At 56.2% G+C, this 13512-nt stretch carries 13 protein-coding genes, 1 pseudogene and 1 other annotated feature; of the genes and pseudogenes, 6 read left to right on the forward strand and 8 right to left on the reverse strand.

Annotation, left to right across the window (positions count from 1 at the left end; genetic code table 11):
- Positions 1–43: 43 nt before the first annotated feature.
- Positions 44–373, reverse strand: a complete 330-nt coding sequence (locus ACOZ42_RS10710; protein WP_426345114.1) for a hypothetical protein — start codon at positions 371–373, stop codon at positions 44–46.
- Positions 374–479: 106 nt separating this feature from the next.
- On the opposite strand from ACOZ42_RS10710, the gene ACOZ42_RS10715 reads away from it, so the two are divergent.
- On the forward strand, positions 480–1283 hold the full coding sequence (locus ACOZ42_RS10715) for a hypothetical protein (RefSeq protein ID WP_426345115.1): 804 nt from the start codon (positions 480–482) through the stop codon (positions 1281–1283).
- Positions 1284–1328: 45 nt separating this feature from the next.
- On the opposite strand, the gene ACOZ42_RS10720 is transcribed toward ACOZ42_RS10715, so the two are convergent.
- Positions 1329–3404, reverse strand: coding sequence for a catalase (locus tag ACOZ42_RS10720; RefSeq protein WP_426345116.1), 2076 nt, complete (start codon positions 3402–3404; stop codon positions 1329–1331).
- A gap of 386 nt (positions 3405–3790) precedes the next feature.
- Between ACOZ42_RS10720 and ACOZ42_RS10725 the strand changes: the two genes are divergently transcribed.
- Positions 3791–4915, forward strand: coding sequence for a metallophosphoesterase (locus tag ACOZ42_RS10725; RefSeq protein ID WP_426345117.1), 1125 nt, complete (start codon positions 3791–3793; stop codon positions 4913–4915).
- Between the two features lie 24 nt (positions 4916–4939).
- On the opposite strand, the gene ACOZ42_RS10730 is transcribed toward ACOZ42_RS10725, so the two are convergent.
- Positions 4940–5716, reverse strand: a complete 777-nt coding sequence (locus ACOZ42_RS10730) for a DNA alkylation repair protein (RefSeq protein ID WP_426345118.1) — start codon at positions 5714–5716, stop codon at positions 4940–4942.
- A complete protein-coding gene (locus ACOZ42_RS10735) occupies positions 5713–6201 on the reverse strand; it encodes a MarR family winged helix-turn-helix transcriptional regulator (protein WP_003799107.1) in 489 nt (162 codons plus the stop codon). Before ACOZ42_RS10735 ends, ACOZ42_RS10730 begins: the two co-directional genes overlap by 4 nt.
- Positions 6202–6618: 417 nt before the next feature.
- Here ACOZ42_RS10735 and ACOZ42_RS10740 point away from each other — a divergent pair, with 417 nt between their 5' ends.
- Complete coding sequence (locus tag ACOZ42_RS10740) at positions 6619–7902, forward strand: pyridoxal phosphate-dependent aminotransferase (protein WP_003799106.1); 1284 nt, start codon at positions 6619–6621, stop codon at positions 7900–7902.
- Positions 7903–8053: 151 nt separating this feature from the next.
- Here the strand turns inward: ACOZ42_RS10740 and ACOZ42_RS10745 are convergent, their stop codons facing one another.
- On the reverse strand, positions 8054–8956 hold the full coding sequence (locus ACOZ42_RS10745; protein WP_003799103.1) for a LysR family transcriptional regulator: 903 nt from the start codon (positions 8954–8956) through the stop codon (positions 8054–8056).
- A gap of 143 nt (positions 8957–9099) precedes the next feature.
- On the opposite strand from ACOZ42_RS10745, the gene ACOZ42_RS10750 reads away from it, so the two are divergent.
- Positions 9100–9501: a RidA family protein gene (locus ACOZ42_RS10750; protein WP_003799101.1), complete on the forward strand. Its 402-nt coding sequence runs from the start codon at positions 9100–9102 to the stop codon at positions 9499–9501.
- A gap of 252 nt (positions 9502–9753) precedes the next feature.
- Here ACOZ42_RS10750 and ACOZ42_RS10755 read toward each other — a convergent pair whose 3' ends face one another.
- Complete coding sequence (locus tag ACOZ42_RS10755; RefSeq protein WP_003799097.1) at positions 9754–10368, reverse strand: LysE/ArgO family amino acid transporter; 615 nt, start codon at positions 10366–10368, stop codon at positions 9754–9756.
- 112 nt (positions 10369–10480) lie between these two features.
- Between ACOZ42_RS10755 and ACOZ42_RS10760 the strand changes: the two genes are divergently transcribed.
- Complete coding sequence (locus ACOZ42_RS10760; protein WP_426345119.1) at positions 10481–11380, forward strand: LysR family transcriptional regulator ArgP; 900 nt, start codon at positions 10481–10483, stop codon at positions 11378–11380.
- Positions 11381–11465: 85 nt separating this feature from the next.
- Here ACOZ42_RS10760 and ACOZ42_RS10765 read toward each other — a convergent pair whose 3' ends face one another.
- Complete coding sequence (locus tag ACOZ42_RS10765) at positions 11466–12089, reverse strand: glutathione S-transferase family protein (protein WP_003799093.1); 624 nt, start codon at positions 12087–12089, stop codon at positions 11466–11468.
- 163 nt (positions 12090–12252) lie between these two features.
- Between ACOZ42_RS10765 and ACOZ42_RS10770 the strand changes: the two are divergent.
- Positions 12253–12615: pseudogene (locus ACOZ42_RS10770) on the forward strand (IS3 family transposase); the annotation flags it as partial.
- Positions 12529–12655, forward strand: a sequence feature (AL1L pseudoknot). Its footprint overlaps the pseudogene before it by 87 nt.
- Positions 12656–12754: 99 nt before the next feature.
- Here the strand turns inward: ACOZ42_RS10770 and ACOZ42_RS10775 are convergent.
- The gene (locus ACOZ42_RS10775) at positions 12755–13492 is read right to left on the reverse strand and encodes an alanyl-tRNA editing protein (protein WP_426345120.1); all 738 of its coding nucleotides are present in this window, start codon (positions 13490–13492) and stop codon (positions 12755–12757) included.
- Positions 13493–13512 lie beyond the last annotated feature (20 nt).

The following is a 13512-nucleotide window of genomic DNA, read 5'->3' on the forward strand; positions in this document are numbered from 1 at the left end:
CCAAAAAAAATGGCCCTTCAATGGGCCATTTTTGCGCATCGGACTAAAACTCCAGACAGTTAAAAAAACCAGGCAAGCGTGCATAGTTATTCATTAACTGAGCCAGGACATAGGTGCTGTCAAACGTCTCCAAGGCCAGCAGATTTTCCCGATAATCCTCATCAGCCAGGCCAACCGCACTGCGGCCTGGGTCCACCAACGCGCCGGCCAAGAGTTCGGACAATTTGGGGTCAGGCAGCTTTTCCAGCGCTGAACGCAAGGCCAACTCCTCATTCGTGAAGCCGACTTGTCCACCACGATCAGCTTGTAACGCTGCTTGCACCAAGGGCAACAACTTATCAATATCTTGCTTGCTAAGGTAAAACACATGCATGACACGCTCTCCACAAATTGGTGATCGACTTGTCCAGCATACCGAAAGAAACACGGCAGGCGCCAGTGCGCCGTCACTGCTTACCGCTAAAAAGGGCCTCAGAACAATGACACGGACACTCACGCATTTGCGCTATGAACAATTGGCTGCCTTGCTCCTGGCCGCCCTGCTTCATACCCAGGTGAACGCCCAGCAACCAGAACCTCTGCACGATAACCCCCCCTCATCCCGCTACGCCGTGCAGATCACCCCTTACGCCTGGATCACCGGCCTGTCTGGAGAGAGCTCTCCCTTCAAACGCGCCCCTTCACTGGATATTGAAAAGTCGTTCTCGGATGTATGGCACAGTCTGCGCGCAGCTGCTTTTCTCAATACCTGGATGCGTCGCGACCGCTATGTGCTCAACAGCGACCTGCTTTATGTGAACACCCGTGAAAGTGAAGTGGTGGGCGGGCTGCCCTTGGTGGGTGCGGCAGAAGGAACGATGGACACGCGTCTCTTTATGGGAACCCTGCAAGGCGGCTATCGCTTCTATGATTCCGAGCAAGCCAGCCTGGACGCACTGGCCGGCTTTTCCTTCTGGGACATCCGCAGCCGTGCCCACCTGCGCATCGCGGGCCGAAACCGTCACCATCAGGAAAGCTTCAACTGGGTAGACCCCATGGTGGGACTGCGCGCGTTTTATCGTTTCAACCCGGAGCTCTCCACGCAGGCGCAAATTCACGTGGGCGGATTTAACGTGGGCTCACGTCTGAGCTATCAGGCCACCCTGACCCTGAACTACGATCTGTCAGAGAACTTTTCATTGACGGCCGGATACAAGATGCTGGATGTGAACTACCGCCGATCCGGCCAAATCTTTGATGCACACCTGTCCGGTCCGGTGCTGGGTCTGAGCTGGCGTTACTAGGAAAATAGGAAAAGGGGCGCTCGAAAGCGCCCCTTTTCCCCGCTATCAGGCCATTCCATCGACCTGATGACGGCGCTCCCAGAAACGCGTGGCTACCTTGCCAAGCAGGTCTTCTCCCGTCTTGATCACGAATACCCCCTTGTCTGCCGACACGCCTGCCCGATCCAGCAAAGGCTGCGCCCCCCCATCGTGACCGATGGCTTTGAGGTGACCATAAGCATCAGCCACGAAATCAACCGCCGCCTTGTTGGTACACAGTTTCAAGGCCTGTCCCTGTCCCAGCAACAAGGCCACCGCATCAAACAGGACCGACGGTGCCCCAGCAATCTTCTCATCGGCAGCCAGCGCCGTCCCGTCTGACAGCGTCACGCCTCCTACCTGAGGCGCAATCAGCTTGACCGCCACTCCCGCCTCCTGCGCACCGGTCAGCAGCATCTGCAGCAATTCCTTGTCAGCTCCATCCGTCAGCAAAATGCCCAGCATCCGGCCTGCGACGGGTGGCTTTTGAGCCAGTATCGACAAAGCCTTGGACGGTGGCATGTCTACTGGCGGGCGGGCTGGTTTGGCCGCTGCCGGCAGCGTCAGGCCCAAGCCCTGGGCAGCCCGCTTGGCCAGATCCTCATCAATGGTCCGCATATGCGAGAGCACGCGCAGGCGAACATGATTGAGCTGGACCTTGGACAGCTCAAAGACCAGGCCCGCAATCAGATGCTCCTGCTCCACCTCCGTCTGGGAACGGTAAAACAGGCGTGCCTGGCTGTAATGATCAGCGAACGACTCTGCCCGGACACGCAGTTTCGCCCCGTCCTCCACGGTACTGGGAAAGCTGCGAAACCCCTGAGCCTGGGCACGAGGTCCACCCGGCTCACCGACCTCATCCAGACTGTTGGGCTCATAGGTCGCACGGCCTTTGGGAACCTGCATTTGCATCATGCCGTCGCGCTGCATATTGCTAAAGGGGCAACGTGGCGCATTAATCGGGATCTGATGGAAGTTGACTGTTCCCAGTCGAGATTTCTGGGTATCCAGGTAAGAAAACAGTCGGCCCTGCAACAAAGGATCGTCGGTAAAGTCGATGCCGGGAATCACGTTGGAAGGCAGGAAAGCAACCTGTTCGGTTTCTGCAAAGAAATTGTCGGGGTAGCGATCGAGCACCATACGGCCCACAATCTTGACGGGTACACTCTCCTCGGGGATCAGCTTGGTGGCGTCCAGCACATCGTAATCCTGCCGGTCCGCCCACTCTTGATCAAACACCTGCACGCCCAGCTCCCACTCCGGAAAAGCGCCGCTTTGAATGGCTTCGTATAAATCACGTCGCAGGTAGTCCGAATCCGCACCTGAAATCTTGACGGCCTCATCCCACAAGGTCGACTGCAATCCCTGCTTGGGTTTCCAGTGAAACTTCACAAAATGCGACTTGCCCTGCGCATTCACGAAACGGAAGGTGTGTACGCCAAAACCCTGCATCATGCGAAAGGAACGAGGCAAGGCGCGATCCGACATCAGCCACATCACCGTATGTAACGATTCGGGCATCAGCGAGACAAAGTCCCAGAACGTGTCATGGGCAGAGGCCGCCTGGGGAAAACCGCGGTCAGCCTCGGGCTTGACGGCATGAATCAGGTCCGGAAACTTGATGGCATCCTGAATAAAGAACACGGGCATATTGTTGCCGACCAGATCCCAGTTGCCCTGTTCGGTATAGAACTTGACCGCAAAACCACGCACGTCACGCGGCGTGTCCTTGGATCCCTTGGAACCCGCTACGGTTGAAAAGCGGCAAAACACCGGCACCCGATGCCCTTCCTTTTGAAACACACAGGCCTGGGTCAGCTCCGGAATCGCCTGCGTACACTCAAAATAGCCATGCGCCCCCGTGCCACGAGCATGCACGATGCGCTCTGGAATGCGTTCGTGATCGAAATGAAATATTTTCTCTCGCAGGACAAAATCTTCCAGCAAAGTAGGACCGCGAGCCCCCAGGCGCAGGGAGTTCTGATTATCCGAAATCGGCATGCCATGATTGCTGGTCAAGGCGGTATGGCCCGCCTGATGCAACTCCCCTCCCTGACCCAGGGAGTCCTGATTGTTCGTCGCCGCTGATTTTTTCGTCACCATATGTCCTCCAATCGAATCACACAACAAACCTCGTCCTTCAGAAGCGGCCTTAGCCGGTCTGCATGGCATGACCATTGCTACGCCCACGCGTTCGCATAACTGGCCAGAGGCTGGCAAACGATCTTTGCTCCTGACGGAACAAGGCACTTGTCACTCGGGACCGCTACCCTGACCAAGCGGGCAGTCTTAAAAGAGCCTAGAGGCTTTGCACAAGGCATGTGCGAATCGATTTCTCGAAACGTAATCAAGCATGTCCACATTTTTTTATGCGAGCATTCGGCCCGGAAAGGCTGAGCTCTGGCATCATGCACGTGCTGTCGCTCTGTACGGCCCCTCATTACAGCCGCGCGGTCTGCGCGGCCTCGGTTTCTTTTTGGAATAACCTTGTGTTTCAAGTCGCTGCTCTCTGTTTTGCCCTGTACGTCGCCTGGCGATTGATCAAACCTCTGAAACTTCGGCCCTGGATCAAATATCTGCTCAGCGCGTTGGCGCTGGCCGCCACCCTGCATCACTATACGGTTGCTCTGTTCTGGGGCACGCGCGCCTCGCCGGAGATCCCTGCCGCCCTTATCATGGTCCTGGGCTGGGCATTTGGCAGTGTCCTGCTGGCCGCCAGCCTGACCCTGTTCACGGATCTGACCGGCCTGCTGATGCGTGTTCTTTACAAGCCACTTGGCCTGGTAATGCTGCGCTCGCCAACACTGCGCGCCGCTCTGGGTATCACGGCGCTGAGTTTGTCCGCACTAGCAGTGTGGCAAGCCGTGCAAGTACCCGAGGTGAAAACGGTCGAGGTGACCATTAAGGGCTTGCCACCCGATCTGGATGGTTTCCGGATCGTTCAACTAACGGATCTGCACGCCAGCCGCCTGCTGCAAGGTCCTTGGATTGAGGCGATCGTGGAAAAGACACAGGCCTTGAATCCAGATCTGGTTGCCATTACCGGGGATCTGGTCGATGGCACTGTCGATGCGCGTCGGGACGATGTGGCTCCCTTGCACGCTTTGTCAGCCCCTCAGGGAGTCTGGGTCATTGCCGGTAACCACGAGTACTACACTCAGTACCAGCCCTGGATAGCGCATTTCAAGAGTCTGGGGCTACGTTTGCTGTTGAACGAGCACAGCATTATTCAGCGAAATGGCGCAGCCTTTGCCTTGGCGGGGATTACCGACAAGTCGGCTGCGGTGCACGGGCAGCCCATGCCGGATGTCGGTGCTGCCGTGGCCGGTATTCCGGCTGGCATGCCCATCATTATGCTGGGCCATCGACCAGACACCGCCAAAACAAGCGCTGCGGCAGGCGTGGCCTTGCAACTGTCCGGCCATACGCACGGCGGTCATATTCTGGGCATGCACAAGATCGTGCAGATGGCCAATGACGGATATGTAGGTGGACTGTATCAAGTCGGCAGCATGCAACTGTATGTCAGTTATGGAGCGGGACTATGGGCCGGCTTTCCGCTACGCCTGGGACGCGCATCAGAAATCACCTTGATTACCCTGCGCGCCCCTTAAGACCGACCGCAACCCTTTCCCTTTTCAGGACACGCTGCGCAGCGCCCGTTTGCACACGCGCTGCACAGCCTTATCCTGCGGCGACTGCGTCTGCCATTGAGCGCATAACGACCTTGCCCACTGCGGCTGGTCCTTGGCCGCATCGTTCAGGTAGTTGGCGACCGAGTCTTGCACATAGACGCTATCATCCCGGTGCAACACCTGCAGGATGGGCAACATACGCTCTGGCTCCTTTTTCAGAACGGCGATATGTGCGCACCACACCCCTCGGGGGCGCAGGGCTTCACAGGCAAAACGGCGTAAATACGCTGAGTCCTCGTGCGCCCACCGTTGCAAGGTTCGGATCGATAGGTCCAGCTCGGCTACCAAGTGGGGACGCACCGCCATCCAGGCCCATTCGCGTACTCCAAAGTGTGGATCGTCCGCCAAGGGACGCAGCGCCTCCAGACGTTCCGGCACGCTTAGCGATTCACGCGCGCCCACCATAAAACAGGCCCAACCTCGCACCACATCGGCGCGATGACTCAGGCAGCGCTTCCAGGCCCGTTCGCCGTAGCGTTGCCACAGATACTCGCCCAGGCCTTTCATGCGTTTGAGTATGCCCAGCTGGGCCAGCGACTGAATATGCCGGACCGCGTGCTCATCGAGTTCAGGAAATACCACGGCCGCCAACACCCGCTGATCAATAGCCAAGGACTCGGTGAGGGTAGCGGCCGACATTTCTCCTGTTGATAAAGCCTGGAGAACCTCAGCCGGTATATCCGCAACTTTGGCATAGCCAATGCGATTTTCTGTGTTCATGATGCCTGCTCTCCACCCGCTGCCTTGCTCAACAGGGCCCCAAGCTGGACGCACTCCGCCGCCGACAAATGGCTGAACAACTGACCAATCCAGCGGGCGTGGGTTGCCACCAGCTGTTTCGCCAGCTCAGCACCTTGGGGACTGAGTTTCACCATGACAGAACGTCGATCCGCTTGGGCTGCAAAACGCTGCACCAAACCCGCTTTCAGCAAGCCATCCACCAGGGTTGTCACCGTTGCCCGCGTAATTCCGGCCCGCTCGGCCAATCGGTGGGAGGCCATGCCCTCGGGGGCGTTTTCCAATAAAAACAGCAGCACGAAACGCGCTTCGCTCAAACCGTGAGGGGCCAGCAAGGCCGCACAATCCCGATCAATCCGGGCCGATAAAGACAAGAGCTGAAAACAGAGCTCCATACCCTGAATGTTGATGCCCTTTTGCTGCCGGGCATGAGAGAGCAGAGCTTGGTATTTGGCGTCCAGTTTCATAATTCGATATCAAATAGTTTGATATCGAATCTTAATGTTTGACTCCATCAAAAACAAGCCCAATAACAAAGACGATTCCACGGTGCCAGCGTCAGGCTCCCTCTTTTTCCTTGGCACGGCCGCCCCGGCTCGCCAAGCTCGGCATTGCCCCCCCCAACAGGAAACTTTTTGCCTCCAGAGTGTCGCCAAAACTCGACAATGCCAAATTTTAAGGATGATGCGCACAAGACAGGCCCACGCATGCGGTAAGGTATAAGGCTGGCCGGACTATGACACGCCATCTTGCAGACATAGCCCCGCACCCGCCCCACCGCCCCCGGCGGAACAGGCAAGGTATTGAACCGGCATCGGGATAAGGATCTGCTCCGGGCAGCCACCGATCATCAGCAGCACACATGGAATCCGTTTACTAGCATCATGAACAGCATCAAGAAATCGAGCAAATTGGCGAATGTTTTGTACGATATTCGCGGCCCCATCATGGACCGGGCCAAGCAAATGGAAGACGAGGGCCAGCAACTGATCAAACTGAATATCGGCAATCTGGCGGTGTTCGGTTTTGATGCCCCGGAAGAGATCCAGCTCGATATGATTCGTAACCTGCCCAACTCGGCGGGTTACTCGGACAGCAAAGGTATTTTTGCCGCGCGCAAAGCCGTCATGCACTACACCCAGCAACAGGGCATCAAGGGCGTGACGCTGGAAGATATTTACCTGGGCAATGGCGCTTCGGAGTTGATCGCCATGGCGACCAACGCGCTGCTGGACGATGGGGACGAGCTGCTTCTGCCCATGCCCGACTATCCCTTATGGACGGCTGTCACCAGCCTGTCAGGCGGCACACCCGTTCATTATCTGTGCGACGAATCCAATGGCTGGATTCCGGACCTGAACGACATCCGCGCCAAAATCACGCCGCGGACCAAAGGCCTGGTGGTCATCAACCCCAACAACCCCACTGGCGTGCTCTACCCTGATTCGGTCTTGCAAGCCCTGGTGGACATTGCACGCGAGTTCAATCTGGTGCTGCTGGCGGACGAAGTCTACGACAAGGTCCTGTTCGACGACATGAAGCACACCGCCATGGCCAGCCTGTCCTCCGACGTACTGACACTGACCTTCAACTCCCTGTCCAAGAGTTACCGCGCCTGTGGTTACCGCGCCGGCTGGCTGGTGATCTCCGGGGACAAGAAAGCCGGTGCCGACTATATCGAAGGCCTGAGCATGCTGGCCAATATGAAGCTGTGTGCCAACGTTCCCGGCCAATGGGCTATCCAGACTGCGCTGGGCGGCTACCAGAGCATTAATGACCTGGTTTGCGAAGGCGGCCGTCTGCGTCGTCAGCGCGATCTGGCCTATGAGCTGATTACGGCCATTCCGGGAGTCAGCTGCGTCATGCCTCACGCTGCCTTGTATATGTTCCCCCGTCTGGACCCCGAAATTTATCCCATCAAGGATGATCGTCAATTTTTCCTGCAACTGCTCGAAGCCACTCGCGTCATGCTGGTTCAGGGTACCGGCTTTAACTGGCCCCACCCCGACCACTTTCGCATGGTCTTTTTGCCGCACGAGCCCGACTTGCGCGAGGCAATCAACCGCATCGCCAAGTTCCTGAAAGAGTATCGGATCAAGCACGGCACGGAACGCCCCGAGTTTTCTCAAACCCCGCTGGCCGCTGTAGACAGTACCGACGCCTCCTAAGCGAGAACTCGCCCAAAAACCAAGGATGACCCATCCTTGGTTTTTTTATAAGCCACTTCAATTCAGGAAAAACGCATCAGCAACCGCACTCGATTCGGGCGCAACCCCAGGAGCGACAGCACCCCTGCCTGGATATGCGCCGCTGCGACTTTCAAGAGAGCGGCGCGAGCAGTTCCCCAACCCACTCAATAAACGCCCGCAAGCGCACATTCGTATGCTTGTTACGGTGAAACGCCACATGCAAAGGCATGGGGTCCATGCTCCAGTCAGCAAACAAGGCTACCAAGCGGTTTTCCTGCACAGCTGCATTAGCCAGATAGTCGGGCAGACAAACCAGTCCCAGACCAGCCTCACCCGCTGCCAGATAGGCATTGCCATCGTTGACAGCCAACCCGCTACATCCCCGCACAACTACGCTTTCCTTGTGACGACGCAAGGCATACGGAAACGGTTTGTTCTGATGCTCCCAAAGATAGCCCACCACCGAATGCTGCGAGCTATCCAGTTCGGTAGGATGGACTGGCGTCCCACACCGCTTCAGGTACGCCGGGGCGGCATATATCGCCAGACGCAAGCTCCCCACTCGCCTGGCTACTAAAGCCTGATCCTGAATCGGGCCACCTCGAACCACGCAATCCACACTCTCATCGAGTAGATCCACAGCTTTATCACCCACCCCCATATCCAGTTGAATATCAGGGTAACGCTGATAAAAAGACGGTAAGGCAGGCACTAGCACGCGACTGGCCAACGGGCTGGGCACATCGACTCGCAAACGCCCGGCAGGCAAGGCCAAGACGTGCGCCAGATCCCGTTCTGTATTGTCCAGATCAGTCAGCAGTTGCTGCACGCGCTCCACGTACAAGGCGCCTGCGCTGGTCAGACTGACCTTGCGCGTCGTGCGATTGAGCAGACTCACCCGCAAGTGGGCCTCCAGTTGCTGCACCAGATGCGTGGCCCGTGTCCGGCTGATATGCAAGGCCTGAGCCGCTTTGGTAAAGCTGCCGGTTTCCACCACCTTGGCGAAGGTGCGCATCGCTTCAAAACGGTCCACGCATTATCTCCAAAGCGTAGTGGTCATTGTTTTGATTATAGAAACAGTGTGGTTCGTCATCCAGGGTTTATCCGCCCACGCCCAACGCCTACAGTAAATGACTTGATCAACTTCACCCACTCAAGCCGGTAGAGGAACCCCGAATGACTCCCTTACGCCAAGCCGTATTTCCTTCTGAGCGCCACGCCTTGTATGAACGTGCTCATTATTCGCCTGCGGTGCGCTGCAATGGCTTTTTGTTTGTATCAGGGCAGGTGGGCAGCCATCCAGATGGCACGCCCGAACCCGATCTGGAACAACAGATGCGTCTGGCCTTCGAGAACCTGCGTGCCGTATTGGCGGCCGCTGGCTGCACCTTCGCGCATGTGCTGGACGTGACCCTCTTTCTGGTCGACCCCGAGAAGAATCTGGACACCTTGTGGAAAGTCTTGCCAGATTACTGGGGTGATGCGCCCTACCCGGCCCTGACCGGCCTCGGCGTGCCCTGGCTATCGGGTTTTCAGTTCGAGATCAAGGTGGTAGCCCAGCTTCCCCAGGGTGAATAGAGGCCGGGCAATGCAGGGCAGCAAACCCCATCCCGACCTCTCGGCGCGAACGGTAGACACCTCGGCCATCTCCCCCCTCTCGACCATCTCAGGGTGGGAGGCAAGGTGTCTGCATCAGGACTCGTCCGCACGTCTGTTTGACGGGGGACACCATTTGCCAGGGCCGATCGAATCTCAGAAAGCTGTCCCACGATGCAGCCCCACTCTTGGATTCCACAAAAAGATCGGGCCTGGGCAGAACCTGGCTCACTCTCACAACGGCCGCAACAGCAATAAAGCGCACAAGGCCCACATAAAAAACGCAATACAGGCGTCCAGTACTCGCCAAGCAAAGGACTGACGAAAAACCGGCTGCAGCAAACGTGCCCCATAGCCCAGGGCCAGGAACCAGCACAGGCTGGCGGCACAGGCGCCCAAGGCAAACGCCCATTGCAAATGACCCGGATAGGGCATGGACAAGCTACCCAACAGCACCATCGTATCCAGATAAACGTGGGGATTCAAAAAAGTAAACGCCAGACACATTAGCACTATACGGCGGCGATTGCGCTCGCTTCCCTGACCGGCTAGCAAACTGCCCGTGCCCGCCCAGGCCCGCTGGGCGGCCCTCCATCCATACCAGGCCAGAAAGACTGCGGCCCCCCAACGCAGAACTTGCAACAGACCTGGCCACTCATGCACCAAGGTACCAATACCAGCAACGCCTCCCAGAATCAGGACAATATCAGCCAGCGCACAAATACCGACCACCAGACCCACATGGCGACGCTCCAGACCTTGCCGCAACACGAAGGCATTTTGAGAGCCAATAGCGATAATCAGGCCGGCTCCGCTCAAAAAACCCGTCGCTGCAACAGAGAAAAACATACCGCTCCCCTCTCGGAACTTGAAAACCGCCTTATAGTGCTATCCTTTAGCTATTAAGAAAAGCTAATTATTCTTTACATAGTTAAGAAAAACTAATCACTCCGGACTTGTCATGGATTTACTGCACCCACAGCTAAGAGCCTTTACAGCAGTCCTGGAGGAAGGCAGTTTCGAGGCAGCTGGACGTAGGCTGCACATCACGAGCTCTGCCATCTCACAACGGATCAAGGCACTGGAAGACAGGCTGGGGCAGGTTCTGGTCCTGCGCCAACCGCCTTGTCGCCCCACACCGGCAGGCGAACTGCTGCTGCGTCGTGTCCGTCCCATGCAGGCTCTGGAAGCAGAGGCCCTCGCCGATTTCCTGCCCGAGAAAAATGGAACGAACCGCCCCATCGCTATTGCGGTCAACAGCGATTCACTGGACACCTGGTTCCTTCAAGCTCTGGCCCAGCTCAGTCAGGCACACGGCTACTTGTTTGATGTACGGGTTGATGACCAGGACCATACGCTGGAGCTGATACGAAATGGCTCTGTGCTGGGCGCGGTCACTGCCGAGCCCACACCCTTGCAAGGCTGTGAGGTTCAGGCTTTGGGCATCATGCGTTATCAGGCCATTGCCTCGGCGGCCTTTGTCAGCCGACACTTTAGTCAAGGGGCACAGGCAGACTCACTGGCTCAAGCCCCCATGATTGTCTTTAATCGCAAAGACGAGTTGCAATGGCGTTTTATACGTCAGATCACCGATGTGACGCTTGCCCCCCCCATCCACTATCTGCCCACCTCGACCGGCTTTGTGAAGGCAGCAGCCTTGGGGCTGGGCTGGTGCCTGGCCCCGGACTCCATGGTTTGCGACGCTCTGGCAGCCCGGGAACTGGCCTTGGTCGCCCCGGGCCTTTGGCTGGATGTCCCCCTGTACTGGCAGCATGCCGCGATCCGATCTGACACCTTGCGTAATATAGGTGCCGCGCTGCAAAACGCCGCCAGCAGCTCTTTAGGCCCTGTACAGGACTGATCAAGGACGGATCGGATCCATCCCGATCTGATCTGATCGGCCCCAGTCTGGTCGTGCGCGGCACGCTCGATCCAGCACGACGCCTTCAGGCCGCCGCCTCGGCCACGGCTCTGCGCACAGCCTCACGCTCGCCAACCCGCTGAAGATAGGCTACCAGCCTGGGGAATCTGCTCATCTCCACCTCATCGCCTTCAAGCCAGCTCCCCACGGTGTAAAGATAGCCATCGGAAACGGTAAATTGCTCGCCCATCACCCAAGGTCCAACAATAAGGGACTCCAGAAAGGCAGCACACGCCGTCATATTTTGTGGAACCTTAAGGCGCATGGCCTCGTGGGCCGCGGGATCATCGGCCCAGCGGGCACCCCGGCGCTTGTGTGCATGGGCGACATGCACCGTCGATGCCAGATAACTGTTGAGCTCCTGCAAACGAGCAAAAGCAAAAGGGTCGTCCAGAGGCGCCAACTGTGCCTGCGGAAAGCGTTGTGCCACAAAGGCCAGCAAAGCCGGAGTTTCAGTCAATGTCCCCTGTTCAGTCACCAGCGCCGGGACACGCCCCTTGGGGTTGATACGCAAAAACTCCGGGCTTTGCTGCTGATTAGCCGCGAAATCCAGCTTGACCACCTCGACATCCGCACCTGCCTCATACAAGGCAATGTGTGTTGCCAGCGCACAGGTACCTGCTGCGGAATAAAACACCCAACGTGCCATCTTGTGCTCCTCTTTTATTGTCGTTAAAGAGGCCATTATGACGCTGTAAATCCCGGGTTCGGGAAAAATGATGCGAGGCTTGGACCACGGAGCATCACAAACAGGCTCTCATTCGCCCTGTTGAATCGCCCCAGGTTTAGAGTAGGCTCCAAGCTTCGAGGGAATGAGGCACGAACAAGCTCCCCCTGAAGTCCGTGAGCGTGTCGTGCGCTTGGTACAGGAGCACACCGTGGTGAGTACCCGTCGCTGTGGGCGGGTGTTGAGTCTATTGCGCCGAAAATCGGTTGCGTACCGGCCGCTTTGCTCGATTAGGTCAAGCGCAGCGAGATCGACAGCGGCAGGCGTGATGGCATGACCAGCAGCGAACGCGAACGCAGGAAGGCATGGAGCGCGAAAACAGGGCGCTACGCCGGACCAACAAGTTATTGGAGTCGGCCAGCGCTTTTATTGACCAGGCGGCACTCGACCGCGAGCTCAAGAAGTAAATGCCTATATAGACCGACACCGGGGCGTCTACGGGGTCGAGCGGAGCCATCGTCAAGCGCGCTGAAGAAACTCTATCACCGTACCCACTCTAGCGCGCTGTGCCGGTGAAGGCCGTATTTTAACCAAACAGCTCCTCGACTCCTGGAGTGATTCATATGAAACCAGAGAAGAAAACTCATTTAAGAAGATTGGCTTATAGGCTCTAAAATCAATCTTTCTTTACCTTTACCAATATTCTTCCTCTGCACTTTCAGCAGAGGCAGCTCGTTAGTATTTTTTACATGCGTCCCGCCACACGGTATTACATATCCATTACATTCCCAATAACGGGCATCCGGATAGTCCTCTCGTGAACTCATCGTTATCGAACATCCCCCTCTGATTAATTCATTAGCAAGCTCTTCAATCTTATTTATTTCCTCTTGATTGAAACGGTCTTCAACCAAAAAATCTAATCTGGCACCATCAGTTTTAATGTGGCAACCAATCGTATTTCCAACTACCCCAGGACGACATAGATCAATAGCCCAGTACAAAATATGCGCTGCGCTATGGTTTAAAGACATTTTTCTTCTACGATCACGATCAATTCTCAACAAAACCTCATCACCAACGTTAAAATTAATTAACCCATCCCTATTTTCAACTTTATGCAATATTATTCCACCAGTTTTAATACCTGAAAACCCATCAATAAAAATAGGTATAGCATCACAAATTTGAGTATCATTAAATTCGATAGCTATATTAGGGTTCTCAATCAATCGAATCTTGCCATGATCACCTTCTTGCCCCCCACCCTCCGGGTACGCTATAGTTTGATCAAGCTCAATTGCTAAATCATAGATACCCACTATTCTAGCCTTACATTCTAATTCTTCTGGCTTTTCATAATAACGCTTGATTGTTGTACGCATTATTTACCTTTCAATATCTT

Source organism: Alcaligenes sp. HNGD-HTN06 (genome assembly GCF_049932565.1).
Taxonomy (GTDB): Bacteria; Pseudomonadota; Gammaproteobacteria; order Burkholderiales; family Burkholderiaceae_B; genus Alcaligenes; species Alcaligenes ammonioxydans.